The organism is Bartonella sp. CM120XJJH (genome assembly GCF_042194715.1).
GTDB lineage: Bacteria > Pseudomonadota > Alphaproteobacteria > Rhizobiales > Rhizobiaceae > Bartonella.
Map to the genome: position 1 here is coordinate 50,819 of NZ_JBHINE010000010.1, position 17,483 is coordinate 68,301.

General features: G+C 38.6%; 17 protein-coding genes. 8 read left to right on the top strand and 9 right to left on the bottom strand.

Annotated features, from left to right (window positions below; translation table 11 throughout):
* Nucleotides 1–11 precede the first annotated feature (11 nt).
* Both cobS and ACFIKU_RS05695 read right to left on the bottom strand, forming a co-directional pair.
* Nucleotides 12–992 (bottom strand): cobaltochelatase subunit CobS, encoded by a 981-nt coding sequence (cobS, locus tag ACFIKU_RS05690; protein ID WP_375641144.1) that lies wholly within the window; start codon nt 990–992, stop codon nt 12–14.
* 198 nt (nt 993–1,190) lie between these two features.
* Nucleotides 1,191–1,811: a J domain-containing protein gene (locus tag ACFIKU_RS05695; RefSeq protein WP_375641142.1), complete on the bottom strand. Its 621-nt coding sequence runs from the start codon at nt 1,809–1,811 to the stop codon at nt 1,191–1,193.
* A 125-nt stretch (nt 1,812–1,936) separates the two neighbouring features.
* Here ACFIKU_RS05695 and ACFIKU_RS05700 point away from each other — a divergent pair, with 125 nt between their 5' ends.
* Nucleotides 1,937–2,209, top strand: a complete 273-nt coding sequence (locus tag ACFIKU_RS05700) for a BolA family transcriptional regulator (protein WP_273723281.1) — start codon at nt 1,937–1,939, stop codon at nt 2,207–2,209.
* A 19-nt stretch (nt 2,210–2,228) separates the two neighbouring features.
* On the opposite strand, the gene ACFIKU_RS05705 is transcribed toward ACFIKU_RS05700, so the two are convergent.
* Nucleotides 2,229–3,197, bottom strand: a complete 969-nt coding sequence (locus ACFIKU_RS05705; protein WP_375641140.1) for a tyrosine recombinase XerC — start codon at nt 3,195–3,197, stop codon at nt 2,229–2,231.
* Between the two features lie 3 nt (nt 3,198–3,200).
* Nucleotides 3,201–4,022 (bottom strand): SapC family protein, encoded by an 822-nt coding sequence (locus ACFIKU_RS05710; RefSeq protein WP_273723284.1) that lies wholly within the window; start codon nt 4,020–4,022, stop codon nt 3,201–3,203.
* A gap of 132 nt (nt 4,023–4,154) precedes the next feature.
* Between ACFIKU_RS05710 and rimM the strand changes: the two genes are divergently transcribed.
* The 7 genes from rimM (at nt 4,155) to ACFIKU_RS05745 (ending at nt 10,273) form a co-directional block, all read left to right on the top strand.
* Nucleotides 4,155–4,712 carry a ribosome maturation factor RimM gene (gene rimM, locus ACFIKU_RS05715; protein ID WP_375641138.1) on the top strand — a complete coding sequence of 186 codons (558 nt, stop codon included), beginning with the start codon at nt 4,155–4,157 and terminating at the stop codon, nt 4,710–4,712.
* Between the two features lie 283 nt (nt 4,713–4,995).
* Nucleotides 4,996–5,694, top strand: a complete 699-nt coding sequence (gene trmD, locus ACFIKU_RS05720; RefSeq protein ID WP_375641136.1) for a tRNA (guanosine(37)-N1)-methyltransferase TrmD — start codon at nt 4,996–4,998, stop codon at nt 5,692–5,694.
* Between the two features lie 209 nt (nt 5,695–5,903).
* Nucleotides 5,904–6,344, top strand: a complete 441-nt coding sequence (rplS, locus tag ACFIKU_RS05725) for a 50S ribosomal protein L19 (RefSeq protein ID WP_375635295.1) — start codon at nt 5,904–5,906, stop codon at nt 6,342–6,344.
* 476 nt (nt 6,345–6,820) lie between these two features.
* Nucleotides 6,821–7,222, top strand: coding sequence for a succinate dehydrogenase, cytochrome b556 subunit (sdhC, locus tag ACFIKU_RS05730; RefSeq protein WP_375656931.1), 402 nt, complete (start codon nt 6,821–6,823; stop codon nt 7,220–7,222).
* An 18-nt stretch (nt 7,223–7,240) separates the two neighbouring features.
* On the top strand, nt 7,241–7,627 hold the full coding sequence (gene sdhD, locus ACFIKU_RS05735) for a succinate dehydrogenase, hydrophobic membrane anchor protein (protein WP_375625992.1): 387 nt from the start codon (nt 7,241–7,243) through the stop codon (nt 7,625–7,627).
* Between the two features lie 6 nt (nt 7,628–7,633).
* Nucleotides 7,634–9,478 (top strand): succinate dehydrogenase flavoprotein subunit, encoded by a 1,845-nt coding sequence (gene sdhA / locus ACFIKU_RS05740; protein ID WP_375626304.1) that lies wholly within the window; start codon nt 7,634–7,636, stop codon nt 9,476–9,478.
* 15 nt (nt 9,479–9,493) lie between these two features.
* The gene (locus ACFIKU_RS05745; protein WP_375641134.1) at nt 9,494–10,273 is read left to right on the top strand and encodes a succinate dehydrogenase iron-sulfur subunit; all 780 of its coding nucleotides are present in this window, start codon (nt 9,494–9,496) and stop codon (nt 10,271–10,273) included.
* Nucleotides 10,274–13,569: 3,296 nt separating this feature from the next.
* Here the strand turns inward: ACFIKU_RS05745 and virB11 are convergent.
* From virB11 to ACFIKU_RS05770, 5 genes are read right to left on the bottom strand one after another with little or no spacing between them, the layout of a single operon-like run.
* Nucleotides 13,570–14,631, bottom strand: coding sequence for a P-type DNA transfer ATPase VirB11 (gene virB11 / locus ACFIKU_RS05750; RefSeq protein WP_375656932.1), 1,062 nt, complete (start codon nt 14,629–14,631; stop codon nt 13,570–13,572).
* Complete coding sequence (virB10, locus tag ACFIKU_RS05755; RefSeq protein WP_375641130.1) at nt 14,606–15,763, bottom strand: type IV secretion system protein VirB10; 1,158 nt, start codon at nt 15,761–15,763, stop codon at nt 14,606–14,608. The genes virB11 and virB10 overlap by 26 nt, the downstream gene beginning before the upstream one ends.
* Complete coding sequence (gene virB9 / locus ACFIKU_RS05760; RefSeq protein WP_375606008.1) at nt 15,763–16,569, bottom strand: P-type conjugative transfer protein VirB9; 807 nt, start codon at nt 16,567–16,569, stop codon at nt 15,763–15,765. The genes virB10 and virB9 overlap by 1 nt, the downstream gene beginning before the upstream one ends.
* 13 nt (nt 16,570–16,582) lie before the next feature.
* Nucleotides 16,583–17,284 carry a virB8 family protein gene (locus ACFIKU_RS05765; protein ID WP_375641128.1) on the bottom strand — a complete coding sequence of 234 codons (702 nt, stop codon included), beginning with the start codon at nt 17,282–17,284 and terminating at the stop codon, nt 16,583–16,585.
* Complete coding sequence (locus ACFIKU_RS05770; protein ID WP_208436711.1) at nt 17,281–17,424, bottom strand: TrwH protein; 144 nt, start codon at nt 17,422–17,424, stop codon at nt 17,281–17,283. Before ACFIKU_RS05770 ends, ACFIKU_RS05765 begins: the two co-directional genes overlap by 4 nt.
* Between the last annotated feature and the right edge of the window lie 59 nt (nt 17,425–17,483).

Genomic DNA, 17,483 nt, shown 5'->3' on the forward strand with positions numbered 1-17,483 from the left:
TGACAGATTCCTTAAGGCGAAACACCATGAATGAGTGATTCGGGAAGCTCTTGTCCAAAGGCGCGTTGATAAAATTCTGCAACAGTGGCACGTTCGAGTTCATCACATTTATTGAGAAAGGTTAATCGGAAGGCAAAGCCGACATCTTGAAAAATTGTTGTATTTTCTGCCCAAGTAATGACGGTACGTGGACTCATGACAGTTGAAAGATCTCCATTGATAAAAGATTGGCGTACCATATCAGCAACATGAACCATTTGTGAAATTGTCTTTTTCCCCTCAGCCGTTTGAAAAGATTTGACCTTTGAACAAATGATATTAACCTCTTTATCATGGGGTAAATAATTGAGTATTGTAACAATAGACCAACGGTCCATTTGAGCTTGATTGATCTGTTGGGTACCATGATAGAGACCGGTTGTATCACCAAGACCAATGGTGTTTGCTGTTGCAAAAAGACGAAAGGCTGGATGTGGAGAGATGACACGGCTTTGATCAAGTAAGCTTAGTTTTCCAGAGGTTTCAAGAACGCGCTGGATGACAAACATAACATCGGGACGCCCCGCGTCATATTCGTCGAAAACAAGAGCAATATTATTTTGATAAGCCCATGGCAAAATGCCTTCTTTAAATTCAGTGATTTGTAAGCCATCTTTTAAAACGATAGCGTCTTTTCCTACAAGATCGATACGACTTACATGACTATCGAGATTAATGCGGACACAAGGCCAGTTGAGGCGTGCAGCAACTTGTTCAATATGTGTTGATTTCCCTGTACCGTGATAGCCAGAAACCATTACACGACGGTTAAAGGTAAAACCTGCGAGAATCGCTAAAGTTGTTTGCTGATCAAAAAGATAATCGGGATCGATATCAGGGACATGGGGGGTTTTTGTGCTAAAAGCAGGGACTTTCAGATCTGTTTCAATATGAAATAGATCGCGAGCACAAAGTGTAATATCGGGCAAATTTTCAAGGTTAAGATTTGTCATTGTGTTTCTGGAAGGGAGAGGACGCTATTTATTCATTAGAAACGATACAAGAGTTAGAGTATTTATGCAATGCTCTATAATGAAAGCCTTAGATATTGAAGGAAGATTTTTACGTATTCTATAATGTTTTGCAAAAAATAATATCTTGCGCAAATAATGGTGGTCTAAATGAAAATAGGCTCATACAAGCGCGTATTTTTAGCACAAACCAGACTTTTTTAGCAAATTATAAGCATGTAAAACATCACGAAAGCGCTCTTCTGAAGCACGATTACCACCATTGGAATCGGGATGGTGCTTTTTTACCAACTCTTTATATTTCATTTTGATGTCTTCTGCTGAAGCGTTTGCCTGTAGACCCAGTGTATCAAAAGCTTTTGCTTCTAAGGGCTTTAATTTTCGTGAGAAATTATTGCTTGAATGCCGCTCAGTGAGAAGCGTGAAGGGATCGCGCATGCGATTTTGATAGGCAGCTGTTCCAGAGCGAATCTTTGCATAATTAGCGGCTGTTTTTCTCGATGTACCATTGCTCAGATCTGTAGGCCATGTCGGACGATGTCCTGTGAGAGCATCCTTTTGAAATTTTGCGATATCTTTATTGCTAAGACCAGAGAAGTAATTAAAATTTTTATTATAGGCGCGTACGTGTTCAATACAGAAATATAAATATTGTCCTTCGTGATTTCGACCTGCGGGTGCTTTATGGGACCCTGTTTTTTCACAACCTTCCCACTGGCACTGTTGCGCTTCTGGCTCAGCTTTTTGTTTTTTATTTGAGCTTATGCGAATTGAATCGAATAATTTAGATGTTATTGTCATATCCTTGGTTTATGCAAAATTGATTAATTTTACAAGAATTGACTTTTAAAAAATTTGTTTTCACACTTAATTTTATTATGAAAAAGGGGTACTTTTGCACGTTCATTTTGTTTGAGGAATGAAAAATGTTTATAGAAACAATAATAAAGAGAAAGCTTCAGGATGCTTTTCATCCGCAAAAGCTTGAAGTGATTAACGAAAGTCATCTTCATGAGGGGCATCGTCATAATGAACATGCTTTTGATGGTAAAGGAGAAACACATTTTCGAGTGAAAATTTTATCTTCTTCTTTTTCCAATATGACACGCGTAGAAATACATCGAGCGATTTATAAAGTTTTACAAGAAGAGTTAGCTACTTGTGTCCATGCTTTGGCGCTTGAGGTTGAGACACTCTAATTTTTTTGATGAGACGTTTTTAGGAACGGGGATGGGCCTTTTGATAAATTTTTAACAAATGGTCTGTATCGACATGGGTATAGATTTGTGTGGTGGAAAGACTAGCGTGCCCAAGAAGTTCTTGAATCGTGCGCAAATCTCCCCCCCGTGATAAAAGATGGGTGGCAAAAGAATGGCGCAGTGTGTGAGGCGTTGCAGTTTCTGGTAAACCAAGGCTTGCTCGTAAGTTGCGTACAGTTTTCTGAATAATGGCGGGTTGTAGAGGACCGCCTCGCACTCCGCGAAATATGGGTTGGTTATCTCTTAAAGGATATGGGCAACATTTGAGATAATTTTGTACAGCTTCGTAAACAATTTTGATGAGAGGAACAAGGCGTGTTTTGCCGCCTTTTCCTGTGATAAATAAACTTGTTTTTTCAGGATCAGAAAATTGTTCTGGTGTGAGGCTTAAGGCTTCTGATATTCGCATTCCACAGCCATAGAGAAGCATGAGGACAGCCGCATTACGAGCACTAATCCAAGGTTCATTTTCTAGTTGGTTTTCTTGTTTGACTATGTGAAGTGCTGATTTGATCGCTAAAGGTTTTGGGAGCGATCTTGGGTGTTTGGGGCTTCGGATAAGTTGAGCCGCGGGAACATTGACGATACCTTCGCGTGATAGGTACTTGAAAAAAGAACGTATGCCTGCCACTCCGCGGCTTAAAGAGCGAGCACTTACATTGTTTGTACGCCGATAAGCAAGATAAGCACGCAAGTCACTGATGCGTAAATGAGCAAGATCTGTAAGGGTTGGTATATGGCTTAAGTGTTGACAGAGAAAAGACAAAAATTGCCGCGTATCACGTTCATAGGCTTGCACTGTTTGTGCCGACATACGACGTGTTTGGATGAGACACTCTAACCAATTTTTCCTTGCGTTTAAAATTGCATGGTCTGCTGGAATGAGAGGAATATTTTTATCTTTTCTCTTGTCGTTTTTGATAGGCATTATCTAGTTGAGGGTTTCTTTCTTTTTAGATTTTTCATCGTTAGAATGACCATTCTTGTTTTGGGGTTCCTCTTCACGATTGATAATCTGCTTTTCACCTTTGAGAGAGAGTATTTTCAAGAGATTGTGCGTTGACATCAAATGCGCAAAAATTAATCCTAAAAAGCCATTTTTATGAAGTTTAGCAAGTTGGCTTGCTGATAATTTATTCAATTTTTCTTCATCAACAACCCAAAAATGTTCCAACTGCGCTGAGAGACCTTTATCGTTTTTCACATTGATGGATTTTTGGCTTAGAAGATCCATTTCCACAAGAGCATCAATAAACTCAGAGGTTTTCTCCATGGCTATTTTAAAACTTTCAAGAAAACGAATACGTTCTTCCATAAAAGGAGAAATAGAGCCGTCGGAATTAAAAAGTTCTGTTCCTGCAACTTCATTAAACATACCTGACTGTTGATCAAAGCAAACAGAAAGTTCTTTTTCATTACTAATTTGTGCTAGAACAAAAGGATAGCGACGGACAAAAGCAGGGACATAAGTATTGGTTTTCCAACTTTTATCAGAAGCGATATAGTCATTTTCGTCATTAGAAAGACCGACAAGAGCCGCGGATGTGTAGTGCCGTTTTTTTTGTTCATCTTCGGCGCACATAAATAAAATAGGATAGTCTAGTGCTGCTTGAAAATACTCAGTACTTGCTAAAGGAACCCAGTGAGTATCCTTGGCAAAAGACATATCACTTGGAGGAGCAAATTTTAGATTTTTATGGGAAACTTTGTTGATTGGCGTGATATCTTTGTAAAATAGCATAATATTTGCCATAAGACTTTCTCCTTTATTAATTTGTTTTTGTTACCAAGAAAGGTCTTTTAGAAGATTGTCTCATATGGCAACAAGATTGAATAGAAAACTATAAGATTGAAGGGTTCATTTTTGAGAGATAATATCTTTTTCATGAAGTATAATAAAGAAAAGCTTAAAAATAAAGTCTATCTTGCCATTATTGGTATGCCTCATGGTATAAAAGGAGATGTTTTTGTTAAAATTCTAAGTGCTGAGCCACAGCGTTTCAAGTCTTACAGCACTCTTTATGATGATATGGGGCGTTCTTATGAAATTGTAACTCTTCGCATACAAAAAAATAAGGCGATTGTACATTTTAAAGGGGTAGAAAATCGTAATGCGGCTGAGTCTTTAAAAGGTATTCGCCTTTATGTGACGCGTGATCAATTAATTGATGATTTGATGGAGGATGAGTTTTATCAAGTTGATTTAATAGGCTTGTGTGTTCAAGATTGTGGGGGAAAAATCTTAGGTGAAGTGTGTGGTTTCTTTAATTTCGGGGCTGGTGATTTGCTTGAAATACGTTTGAATACGGGTAAAAAAGTTCTTATTCCCTTTAGTAAGGCGGCGGTACCAGAAATTTGTATGGATTCTGGTTTTCTTGTTGTTGATCCCATGGCAGCTGGTTTAAGTGATGGGGGAGACAATGATAAAAAGGAAATAGCTTGAATCTAAAAATAAAGATGAAGGTAAAAAATAACAGACGAATTTCGTCAATAAAAAGTGGAAAGTGTGGAAATATTAAAAATGCACTTTTGAGCGGATATTTTAAGCACTTTATCTCGAGATAGTCCTGAATTTTTAGAGTCTTTTTTAGTGCAAGTATTTAGAAGGATCGTATTAAATATGGCCATATCAAGGAGATTCAATTTAACGCTATAGCGTTAAATATTTTGTTTGTGCTCTTTTTACTATTGAGAGTCTGTTGAAGAAAATAAGGATGAGAAATAAAATGAAGTTTCAGGCGCGCGTTTTAACCCTTTATCCTGAAATGTTTCCTGGTCTTTTAGGGTATTCTTTAGCAGGGCAGGCTTTAGAGCGCGGAATTTGGTCACTGGAGACGGTGCAGATTAGGGATTTTGCTTTGGATAAACATCATAGCGTTGATGATACACCTGCTGGTGGGGGGGCTGGTATGGTGATGCGGGCGGATGTATTGGCGGCTGCTCTTGACTGTTGTCCACAGGATTCGCCAAGATTGTTGATGAGTCCACGTGGGCGCCCTTTTGACCAAGCTTATGCGCATAGCTTGGCTCGTGATAGGGGTGTAACGTTAGTTTGTGGACGTTTTGAAGGGGTTGATGAGCGAGTCATAGAAGCGCGAGAATTAGAAGAAGTCTCTATTGGTGATTATATTCTTTCAGGGGGTGAAACAGCCGCATTGGTTATCTTAGATGCTGTTATACGTCTTCTGCCTGGAGTGATGGGAAATGCAGCTTCTGCGAAGAGTGAAAGTTTTGAAAATGGCTTGCTGGAACATCCGCAATATACACGTCCTTCTCTTTTCGAAGGGCGGGGTATTCCGCCTGTGTTGCTCTCAGGTCATCACAAAGCGATCGCAGATTGGCGTCAAAGTCAAGCCGAATTGTTAACACGTCAACGTCGCCCTGATCTTTATGCGCGTTATGATAAAAATCATCAGAAAACTTGATTCATATGATAAGGTGGTGTATTGCATGGCTCTCTTTTTAGAGAGTTTTTTATAAAAGGTTTTCTGTAGTTCCAGAATTAAAATGAAGGAATGGTGTATTCGCTCCTGTGTAAGGCATAGCCTAAAGAGCTCCTTATTCTTAATAAAGGCTTTTTTGGTAAGAGTTGAGCGCTCTGACTGTTTGATAAAGAACATGAAGGATAAAAGAAATGAATATTATCGCACAACTTGAAGCTGAACAATGTGCAAAAATTGAAGAAAAGCGCCAATTTCCAGCCTTTCAGCCAGGAGATACAGTCCGTGTCATGGTGCGTGTGACGGAAGGTACGCGGACGCGTGTTCAGGCTTATGAAGGTGTTTGTATTGCCCGTTCAGGCGGTGGGTTGAATGAGACCTTTACAGTACGCAAGATTTCTTATGGTGAAGGGGTGGAACGGGTATTTCCTGTTTATTCTCCGTTGATTGAAGGTGTTGAGCTGGTGCGCCGTGGTAAAGTGCGCCGTGCAAAACTCTATTATCTTCGTGGTTTGAGAGGTAAAGCTGCGCGTATCGCTGAAAAGAGAGATTATCGGAAAAAAGCTGAAAAGGTTGTTGAGAAAGTAGAAGCAGCAGCTGTAAGCACAGATGTTGAAAAGCAAGTTGCTGAGTAGAGATTATATCGGCTAAACTTTATGCAAAAGCGGCTTTTATGCCGCTTATTTGTGTCTTTCGTGATTCGTTTTGTCTTTTAAAAGGCTTAGAGGGGACATAAAAATGTTTAATCTATCATTTTTGCCTCGTTTTATTCTTAATCATGGGGTTAATTTAAGATATCGTTGCATATATCGTGGATCCTCAAAAAGATAGGTTTAATCTGGAAAAATTCCTATTTTATATTTGAGAAAAGATGTTAGACCTTTGACGTGAAGATAAAATTGTATTAGATTAAAGCAAGTTTTGCGGATTATATCCGTGGAGCAATCGGTTTTTTTTATGCGTGACCTTTAATCCGTTATTTGAGACAACCGACCTGTAATATTGGTATCTTAAGATGCCAAACAAGTAAAAACGAGATAATATATTTAGTCGTTTTATGCGAATTTTCTCGTTCATTGCGGTTGCAGTAAAAACCAGGTCAGGATATTTTATGACAGAGACAACTAGGATAAAAGAGCGCCCTCGTTCCCCTCATATAAGTATTTATCGTTGGACAATTACTATGGCTATGTCCATTGCGCATCGCATTACAGGTATAGCACTTTATGTTGGAATGGTCTTTCTTGCTGTTTGGTTAATTGCTATTGCGTGTGGGGAGGAGGCATTCAGAACGGTTCACGAGATTTATAGTTCTTGGTTTGGATTGTGTATCTTGTTTCTTTATACTTTGGCAGGGGTTCATCACATGGTTGGTGGTGTTCGCCACATTGTTTGGGATCTGAAGCCTTGCCTTTTGGCAAAAGAAAAGGCAACAGTCACTGCTTGGGCGACAGTATTTATTTCTCTTATTGTTACTTTTGCGATTTGGATTATTGGATATACCGTTGTTTAGCTGGGGGTGAAAAGAGATATGAAAAAAGATTTTCGAACGGAACTTGGAAAAGTACGGGGGCGTGGCAGTGCTCATGAAGGAACAGAGCATTTTTGGCTAGAACGTTTGACAGGGTTTATCAATCTACCACTTTTGATATTTTTTATTGTTCTTATTCTTTCGCTTGTGGGAAAGGACTATAGCATTGTGCGTGCAAGACTTGCACATCCTATTGTTGCTATTTTGATGGGATTGATGACTTTTTCGGTCCTTTATTATATGAAACTTGGTATGCAGGTGGTGATTGAAGATTATATTCCACGTGAAGGTTTCCGGATATTCTTTTTGACGTTAAATATTTCATTTTGTTTTCTCATAGGTGGTATCATTATTTTTTCTCTTTTGAAAATTGCATTAGGGGGTTAAACAAGTATGGCGGGTACAGGATCATCTCTGGGCGCTAAAGCAGGTAACGCCCCTTATCGCACTGTAGATCATAAATTTGATGTTGTTGTTGTTGGGGCAGGTGGTGCAGGATTACGTGCAACGCTTGGTATGGCGGAACAAGGATTAAAGACAGCTTGTATCACGAAGGTTTTTCCAACTCGCTCGCACACGGTTGCAGCACAAGGGGGGATTGCTGCATCGCTTTCAAATATGGGACCTGACAATTGGCAGTGGCATTTATATGATACCGTGAAAGGTTCTGATTGGTTGGGTGATACCGATGCAATGGAGTATTTGGTGCGTAATGCACCTGCTGCTGTCTACGAATTAGAACATTATGGCGTTCCTTTTTCGCGGACGCAAGAAGGCAAAATTTATCAACGTCCGTTTGGTGGACATACGACACAATTTGGTGAAGGTCCACCTGTTCAGCGTACTTGTGCAGCAGCTGATCGTACAGGCCATGCCATTTTGCATACGCTTTATGGACAAAGCTTAAAGCATAATGCGCAATTTTTTATTGAATATTTTGCACTCGATCTCATCATGACGGATGGGGTTTGTACGGGGGTTGTGGCATGGAATCTCGATGATGGTACAATACATCGTTTTTCGGCCAAAATGGTTGTTCTTGCAACCGGTGGTTATGGACGGGCTTATTTTTCCGCGACATCGGCGCATACCTGTACAGGTGATGGTGGTGGAATGATCGCACGTGCTGGATTGCCACTTCAGGATATGGAGTTTGTGCAATTTCATCCTACAGGGATTTACGGTTCTGGCTGCTTAATTACAGAAGGAGCTCGTGGTGAAGGAGGCTATTTAATCAATTCTGAAGGTGAACGCTTTATGGAGCGCTATGCACCCTCCTTTAAGGATTTGGCTTCACGTGACTTGGTTTCGCGTTGTATCACACTTGAAATTCGTGAAGGACGTGGTGTTGGACCTAAGAAGGACCATATTCATTTGGTTCTCAACCATATTGATCCTGCAATCTTGCACGAGCGTTTACCGGGAATTTCGGAATCAGCACGGATTTTTGCGGGTGTGGATGTAACAAAAGAGCCTATCCCTATCTTGCCAACGGTTCATTATAATATGGGTGGGATTCCTACCAATTACTACGGAGAAGTTCTCAACCCAACGGCTGATTCGCCTGATCGTATTCAACCAGGGCTGATGGCGGTAGGAGAAGCAGGATGTGCTTCTGTTCATGGGGCTAATCGCTTGGGGTCAAATTCATTAATTGATCTTGTGGTGTTTGGTCGTGCTGCTGCCATTCGCGCAGGTGAAGTTATTGATCGGAATGCAGAAATTCCACCCATCAATGAAGAAGCTGTTGACGAAATTATAGCGCGTTTTGATCGTTTACGTTTTGCACAAGGGGCGATACCGACTGCTCTATTGCGTGAAAAAATGCAACGTACGATGCAAGAAGATGCGGCAGTGTTCCGTACAGAAGATTCTTTACAACAAGGATGTCAACGGATGAATAAAATCTGGGGGGAATTGTCTGACCTCAAAGTTACAGATCGCTCGTTGATATGGAATTCTGATTTGGTTGAAACGTTAGAGCTTGAAAATCTCATGGCGAATGCAATCACGACTGTTCATTCTGCACAAGCCCGTTTAGAAAGCCGTGGCGCTCATGCTCGTGAAGATTATCCGGAACGTGATGATAAAAATTGGCGTAAACATACGCTTTCACATTTGTCAAAAGAAGGTAAGGTGACGTTATCATATCGACCTGTTCATGTGGACCCGTTAACATCTGAAGCTGATGGTGGGATCGATTTAAAGCGCATTGCACCTAAAAAACGGGTTTATTAAGGGGAGACACGAATTATGGTACAAATTAAGCTTCCCAAAAACTCTCAAGTAAAACCGGGGAAGGTTTGGCCTAAACCTGAAGGTGCGACAAAGCTGACAGAATTTCAGGTTTACCGTTGGTCGCCTGATGATGAGAATAATCCTCGTCTGGATACTTATTATGTAGATCGTTCTGCTTGTGGTCCAATGATTCTTGATGGGCTTTTGTTTATTAAAAACCATATTGATCCAACTTTGACACTTCGTCGATCTTGCCGTGAGGGCATCTGTGGTTCATGTGCGATGAATATTGATGGAACCAATACATTGGCTTGTACCAAAGGGATGGATGATGTAAAACACCCCATTAAAGTCTATCCTTTGCCTTCCATGCCGGTTGTTAAAGATTTGGTTCCTGACTTGAATCGCTTTTATGCGCAACACCGAGTTATTGAGCCTTGGTTGCAAACAGTTTCTCCTGAACCTGCAAAAGAATGGTTACAAAGTCACTCCGATCGTCAAAAAATCGATGGCCTTTATGAGTGTATTTTGTGTGCGTGTTGTCAGACTTCATGTCCAAGTTATTGGTGGAATGGTGATCGTTATTTGGGCCCCGCTGTTTTGCTTCAAGCTTATCGCTGGATTGCGGATTCACGTGATGAGATGTGTGGTGAACGTCTTGATAATTTAGAAGATCCTTTCCGCCTTTATCGTTGCCATACGATTATGAATTGTGCGCAAACTTGTCCAAAGGGATTAAATCCAGCGAAAGCGATTGCTGAAATTAAAAAACTCATGGTTGAACGCCGCCTTTGAAAATTTACTGATTGATGAAAATAAAGCGCAAGGTAGAAAGTTGGATCTCCTTTTAGCAATTAAATCTCTAAAAGAAGATCGGCTGTTTATAAGGGTGCAGTAGCTATAATCATTCTAAAAGCGAAGTAATCTCTAAAAACTAACCAATCCTTGTAGGAGCAATCCTTGCAATGGCTGAGCAGAAAACTCATAATTGAATGTTATCTTTGAAAATTAGCCGATTAACGAACAGTAAAAAGAAAAACAGAAAATTATGTGTGTTTTTTGTGCCTCTTGAGGTTTAATCTCTAAAATTTATTGGCTTCTATGAAGCGGTTACCATAGTTATTATTACCTTTAAAAAGGCATTAGTATTTTGGGAAAACTATACTTTAAATAGCGTTCTATGTAAAAACAATAAAATCAATATGCCATGTGTTTTTATTTTTATTAAATTCGTATCAGAATTTTTATTTTAATGCAGATTCAATTAATCATTTTTTATAAAAAAGATAACTCTGTATAAATAGAGCACAAAAAATAAATGCTGATACGAATATTATAACGTATGTAAATTATTCAAATGAAATACAAAGAAGTGGTCATTATGACAGTTCGTCATTTTACGACACATTTATTATAATATCGAAAACATTGCTAATATTCAGGGATTAGGAATTTTTGATAAAATCATTATAAATATTTAAAGGTCATATTTTTTATTTTAAAGATTGGATTGTTAATCGCATTAAAAAACAAAATTTATAGTTCTCAAAATGGAGAATGTAAAATCCCTATCTATTGTAGAGATAGACCATACAGTTAAGGGGGCAGTAATTTAAAATTATTGCAACGTCATAGATTTAAATTCATTAAAGAGCAGATAAGATGTTTGAAAAAATATCAAATTTATAGTTTTTTCTAAAAATTTAGAAAACGGTAGTGAGAATTCTAAAAACACGTGTTGCAAATGTGGAATAAGCGATGTTTACAGGTTCGTTTGAGTTGAATAAATTCAATTATCAAAGAAAACATGTTGTATTTTGATGAGTTTCATAGGTTTTGATTTTATATGTTTTATCTATAAAAAATAGAGATTTCTAGGTTTAGATCTTATTTATTATGTTAGAGTATTTCATTTTTTCTTGTATGTCTTCTTAAGAAAGTTATTTAAGCAGTAAAAGTGTTTTTTATTTTTCAGCATAAAAGATATTTCTTAACATGAAAGAGAGGTGCCCAAGTATTAACGGTATAATCGGTCATTGTTTTGGTATTTATTCTGTTGTGCCGTAAAACATTATCGTATTTAGGACGTGGTAATTAAAGTGGTTAGAAGGTGAAATCTGCTAGGCGAGGAGGCGAATAATTTGCAGATCAGTGCGTATTAAGAGGCTTTGTCCTTTGAGATGTGGTAGGTGGAGTCTGCTAGCCAATTACGTAAACGAGAGTGAAATCTACATGGACAGGTTTTTAGTCTAATCTCTCTTATATATTGTGATAGGAAATTCACGTTAATAAGGACCACGACTGGTTGCAGAAAAAAGAAATCATTGCGAAAAAACAAGCGTGCTTGTTTTAAAATTTTTAATGCTTCTGATCATAAGGGTACGTGAAAATCTCTTATAGTATTATAGTATCATGCAGATCTTTCATATTCTCGAGTCAAGAATTGTTCATATATCCCCTTCAATTTAATTTTCACGAATTGATGCAAGAGATGGGTACGAAACCTGTAAGAATAAGCAGACACAAAGTCAGTTGTATCATTATTGTTGCTTTGCAGAGTGTTTGATAAAAATCTGTAACATTTCTCCAACTCATTGCCGGATTATTAATGATTTTATGGCGTTGTTTTTCTAAAAGAGCTTTTGCTGTTGCAGCTTTTATCTAGCAGATGGGAGTTAAGAATATTAGGTATCTTTCTGTTGGTGTAATCTCTGAAACCGGTATACAGTCTTCTAATTTAGGGAGAATATGAAGCTGTAGAGATGCAAACCAGTTTCCATTTTTGCCGTTATTTTTAGTTCAGTTTTATAACTTTCAAAAACGTCTAGAGTAATGTCTTTTAAATAATAGAGATTACTCATTGCTTCACGTTTTTGTTTCTCTCGTTTTTTAATAAGATCACAACCCTTATGCAAAAACAGAATGCTCCAAACAAAATACACTTGGCTTGTCAATTTACGCACTTGTTTTTAAGAAACCTTTCTTTAAGGTGCCCAAGCTCATTTCACGACAGAGTTCGTGGATGGTATAATGGTAAAGCCCCGTTGAATAATATAAAATTTATAGAGCATCTCTATCTTTACACTTCATAAAAGAGCAAGCTGGGCGCCATTAGACACTTTGCCAATTCCCAATGTTACGAACATTTTGGCATTTGGGATGGTTTATAAGAGGCATTTTTAGTGCTTTTTTATACAGTTTCATTCTACACGGCTTTATTTACTTGGAATGTGCAAGAGACATGGTTTTGGTTAATAAACAGCTTTGAAATGAGAGAATCCTACGGTACTAAGATCTTTTATCCAATATGCACAATAATGAACACTCTTTATAAATCAATGTGATGCATCTTAAGAAGTGGGATTTTAGATCTGCGCTTTTAGGAATTTTCGCTTTTTGAGGTTCAGAGAAGAGAGCTGGAATATTCAGAGTAGAGCCTACCAGTGTAGTCTATGGATATCGTCTTGAGGAGGGGACATAAGCCACATGATATGGTTAGCAGAGCTTGCTTAAGAAAAATTTAGTTGTTTACGAACAGCCGGAGGTTAAGAATCTTTCGTCGTTCGAAGAAGACGTCGATATACCACTATACTTTTTATTACCAAATAGAATGTGGTTTATAGATGCTAAATCGAAATGATACTTTATTTCATATGAGGTTTTTCGTATCTGGAGATTTTTTGGTGAAAAAACATATTTATTAATCATTTGAAAATAGCACTTAGAATTTTTAAATGATAAGTTTTGGTCTTGATGACGATAATCATTTGTGATGATCGAAAGTACCTATTTTACGAAGCTTTCATTGATAGGCGAATCAAAATTTATTTTCTTCTTTTTTGCATCAAACACATTTTTTCAAAAGATAAATGGAAAGAATGATCAAAGGTAAGAGAATAGAGAGAGCCTTATGTATAATTTGGTTTTCTCGTAAAGTTGTTGTCTATTAACTTTTTTCTTCTTTTATTCATGAAGAGTGTAGAAAATGCATTGGAGAAGCAAAGAGAATAGGGAAAGTTAAATAAATAACCGTAACAATTGGTTACGGCTATTTATTGTTTGCATCATATTATCGAGAGAAGAAGCTCCTTTTAAGCGATTTTTGATTTAGCAAAAATCGGGTCGTAAAAGACTTCAGAGAGTTTTCTATCTTTAAAGAACAACACTACGTCAACCGTTGTATAGAGAACGATTTTTATCATCTCTAACTCGAGTTGCCGGCCAACTTCTGCTCTTTTAATCAAGGTGGCACATCGCTCAAATGTCTGCAAAGCGCTGTTGGCATGCGTTGTTGTAATCGATCCGGGATGACCAGTGTTGAGTGAATTGAGATATTCCCATGCCTCATTGCCTCGCAATTCAGCGAGAAAAATTCGGTCGGGTGATTGACGCATACACGCATCTAGGCATTCTTCAGCTGAAACACGGCCTACATTGCTACCATAAATCATATGTACATGATTGGGATGATTGGGTAGAAAAAGCTCATGAACATCTTCAATTGTGATAATACGCTCTTCTACAGGAACCTTTTCAATTAAAGAGCGAGCAAATGTTGTTTTACCAGATCCTGTCTTGCCTGCAATAATAATGTTGCGTTTATGAAGGACGCATTCTTGTAAAAATTCAAGAATTTTTCCATCACGTTTATGTTGCAAGAGTTCAACTTCAAATGGTTCCAACCTTGTGAAGTCCTGCTTCGATAACAAGTTATTTGCTTCTTTTTTTGAAGGTTTGTTAAAACTTACGTCAGAGAAATTATCAAATGCACCTTCTTCTTTGAGTTCTTCTAACGTCTTAACTATAAGAGAATGTTTACGAATCACAAAGGAAAGAGCACCATCAACGACAGCTGGCGTTTGTATGATTGTACCACGTTGTCCACCAGGCAATAGCACATAATTAATACTTCTGGGAGCCATACCGTTATAAACGATAATAGCTGTAATGAGCGTTTGCAAAAAATTGGTTGTTAACTCTGGTACGCTATGTACTTGCCAACCCTTAAAGCTTTTCGTCCATACTTCACAGGGGCGGCAAATCGATAATTCAGTGATCGTGGGATCTTCTAAGAAACAATCAAGCGGTTGTAGAAGCTGAGAAACAGCTTGATCTTTCTGTATCGGGTTAACGTGTGACAAGACTGTAGACATTGCTGAAATCCAAATCACGAGCAACAAAAATATTTACTCGTTCACCTTGGTTTTTGTAAAGTGTTGGTGTGATATTGATGGAATTTTGAATAAAATCGATTGCTATAGATTCAGCATTCTGATTACCTTTATTTTGTGAGTTCTCTTTATTTTCTTTGCTGCTTTTACTAACTTTGCCTCTTACCCATTCTCCTAAATCACCGATAATGCTTACCATAATTGCACTACCAAATCTCTCCCAAAAGTGTCTGTCAACCCATCCACCAATACCCGCTTCCCCCAGAGGACCCGTGCCGGGTGAGTCAAGATTGACAACAACACCAGAAGGTGTTTCGATGCGTAACCACTGAACAAACACACGCGTTTGTCCTTGTTGTATGCCACTTTGGTAAAAACCAACGACTTTAGAACCACGGTCAAGCAAAACAACTCGACCACTTGTGGAATAAATATCGCGTGTTAAATGACACGTCGTCATTCCAGGTTGTGATGTAATGATCTTTGTTTCTAACGTGCAATCTATTTGCGTTCCTTGCGTAATCAAAAAGTCACGGTTACGAAGTTGCGCCGCATGTGATTGACCTAAACGCACGGGCTGAAGGTTATCAAATAATGCGCCATTACCTCTATCATTATTCGATGCTTTATTACTTGTATCTGTAGATCCTTCGCTACCGCCGCTGTTAAGGCTAGAACTAAGCATACGTTTGCGTGCTAATTCTTCAGAATCTTGGAGCATATGTGGAGGAATGGCTGTTTGAAGAAGCTTACTCAAGGCCGGTGGAATATCTAGGCTTGAATCTTCTATTTGTGTTGATTTCTCTGCTTCTTCTACAGGCTTTGGCTCTTCTATAATCCGAGGGACGTAGTTTGGTATAATTTGCTGTACTATTTGTTGTGGGTTTTCTTCCTCAACTTCCACAGTATTACGCATTTTAAAAGCTTTCCAAGTCAAGGCAATCGGTATCGCTACTATGACAATAAGTCCTACCATTAACAATGCACGGGTACCTGGAATTGTTGGACGACGTTCAGAACCTAGTTCCGACCCTCCATAGGTACCTTCAATATGTTTTTGCTCGACGTTATCGAGTTTTGTACTTTTTCCCTCTCCTTCCTTATTGTCAAACATCATTTTCCTCCTTTATTGATACGATAAACCACCGAAGATACTGTCCCTGTTGTGTTTGGTACACCATTGGGGTCATAGGCTTCATTAAAAACAGCTAGAGCACGTTTACCAAGTCGTATGAGCCATTTAGGATTGACCTTATGAACGGCGATAATATCATTAGAACTGCCGATAACGGTGCGTGGTATTAAGCTTTCATTTCCTTCAGCATCTACGACATAAATCGATGGCATATCCATGTTAGCGGGAAATTTGAAGTAAGTAATACGCCCATTGTCCCAAGCATTTATCGGAGCAATATCTTGGTGACCGCTCATGGTGTAACTGAGATTATAGCCGTTGACGCTTTGGTGAAAACCACGCTCAATCGCAAGGCGTCGGTTGTTTTCTTCCGACTTTTCATCATTTGAATCGGGATAATGGAAAGCTAATTCATATGTTGATCCCGCACGGTCATTTCGAAATTGTAGTCGGAATTTGTAACTCCGTTTGTCAGTTACAACGATGAGATTCGTATTAGCGAGTTCTGCTTTTGGTTTAATAAAAATATGCCGCCCTTTATGAGCAAAGGCATAGGCTTCCGAATCGCCAAAGGCATGAGTGATATACTGTTCACCTTCTTCAAGAATAATATGTGTTGCCACACCAAGAACTGTTTCAATTTGAACCACATCGGCTTCGTTATATGTTATATAGCGAATGCGGTGATCATATTGTGAATTTGATGGGCTTTTGAGCGCCTGCACAGGTACCGTATAAAGAGAAGAAAACGAAGACAATAGAACAACGAATGCAAGTTTTTTCATAACAATCAATTCCTTAATCATTCAACAGGACTTCCGGATCAGAACGGTAACTTGTCACTTGAAAACCAAGGGGGTTAAGCAATCGATCAGATGATTTCATAGGTGCACCAACATAGGTGTAACCAATTGTTGCAATTTGGTGTTGTTTTGGTCCAGTAGCAGCACCGTTGCTGTCATGTTGCTGCGTTGTAAAACGTACAGTTGCTTGACCAAGCCCATTAGGCTGGATTGATCGTACTTTTACAGCGATACGTGCTTTGTTGGAAAGCACTTTATCTCGTGCATTTTCTCCATCATAGATTTTATAGTATTCTTGTTGAACAGATGCCGCACTTAAAAGTGCTGTTGTGTCATAATTCAGTTGAATGGTATCATAGTCGTAAGTTTCGCGGTTAAGCACATATTGGTTTAGCCAATATCTATCTACAACTTCACCATAGCTGGTCTCGTGTTCACGCATGATTGAGATAACATCAACTGCACCCGTCGTATTATCAACGCGCAATACTAAAGGTGTTGGAGCTGGTTGAGAAAATCCAACGACTCCACATATCATACCGAATAAGCCAAAAAGACCAACAGTACTTGCTACACGCCATGCCGTTCTACGCGACCTTATAAATTCATTTATAAGATCACGTTCTAAGCCACGGCTTTCTTCATAATAACTTCTAAGTTGTTCGGCTTTCACTGGTTTTGCTTGTTTTGTTTTCATCTGTCTCCTCGCTTAATTTCGGCAGGGATTGTTTTATTAATAGGCACACGGTTCCTATCATTAGGCTGTTTTAGCTTTGGTGCTAATGCACAAGCCGATAAAAGGTTTGCAATCAAAATTATAAGAATGATATTTTTCATTTTAATATAACTCTTTTTACTGTTATATGCATCCTGATATTTATTTTCATTATTATAAT

Bases quoted from the DNA above. Each gene is read 5' to 3' on its own strand.
- sdhD (WP_375625992.1), top strand. From the start codon at position 7,241: ATGAAAAAAGATTTTCGAACGGAACTTGGAAAAGTACGGGGGCGTGGC.
- ACFIKU_RS05700 (WP_273723281.1), top strand. From the start codon at position 1,937: ATGTTTATAGAAACAATAATAAAGAGAAAGCTTCAGGATGCTTTTCAT.
- sdhC (WP_375656931.1), top strand. From the start codon at position 6,821: ATGACAGAGACAACTAGGATAAAAGAGCGCCCTCGTTCCCCTCATATA.
- virB9 (WP_375606008.1), bottom strand. From the start codon at position 16,569: ATGAAAAAACTTGCATTCGTTGTTCTATTGTCTTCGTTTTCTTCTCTT.
- cobS (WP_375641144.1), bottom strand. From the start codon at position 992: ATGACAAATCTTAACCTTGAAAATTTGCCCGATATTACACTTTGTGCT.
- ACFIKU_RS05705 (WP_375641140.1), bottom strand. From the start codon at position 3,197: ATGCCTATCAAAAACGACAAGAGAAAAGATAAAAATATTCCTCTCATT.
- ACFIKU_RS05765 (WP_375641128.1), bottom strand. From the start codon at position 17,284: ATGAAAACAAAACAAGCAAAACCAGTGAAAGCCGAACAACTTAGAAGT.
- ACFIKU_RS05695 (WP_375641142.1), bottom strand. From the start codon at position 1,811: ATGACAATAACATCTAAATTATTCGATTCAATTCGCATAAGCTCAAAT.
- ACFIKU_RS05770 (WP_208436711.1), bottom strand. From the start codon at position 17,424: ATGAAAAATATCATTCTTATAATTTTGATTGCAAACCTTTTATCGGCT.
- rimM (WP_375641138.1), top strand. From the start codon at position 4,155: ATGAAGTATAATAAAGAAAAGCTTAAAAATAAAGTCTATCTTGCCATT.
- rplS (WP_375635295.1), top strand. From the start codon at position 5,904: ATGAATATTATCGCACAACTTGAAGCTGAACAATGTGCAAAAATTGAA.
- trmD (WP_375641136.1), top strand. From the start codon at position 4,996: ATGAAGTTTCAGGCGCGCGTTTTAACCCTTTATCCTGAAATGTTTCCT.
- ACFIKU_RS05710 (WP_273723284.1), bottom strand. From the start codon at position 4,022: ATGGCAAATATTATGCTATTTTACAAAGATATCACGCCAATCAACAAA.
- ACFIKU_RS05745 (WP_375641134.1), top strand. From the start codon at position 9,494: ATGGTACAAATTAAGCTTCCCAAAAACTCTCAAGTAAAACCGGGGAAG.
- sdhA (WP_375626304.1), top strand. From the start codon at position 7,634: ATGGCGGGTACAGGATCATCTCTGGGCGCTAAAGCAGGTAACGCCCCT.
- virB10 (WP_375641130.1), bottom strand. From the start codon at position 15,763: ATGTTTGACAATAAGGAAGGAGAGGGAAAAAGTACAAAACTCGATAAC.
- virB11 (WP_375656932.1), bottom strand. From the start codon at position 14,631: ATGTCTACAGTCTTGTCACACGTTAACCCGATACAGAAAGATCAAGCT.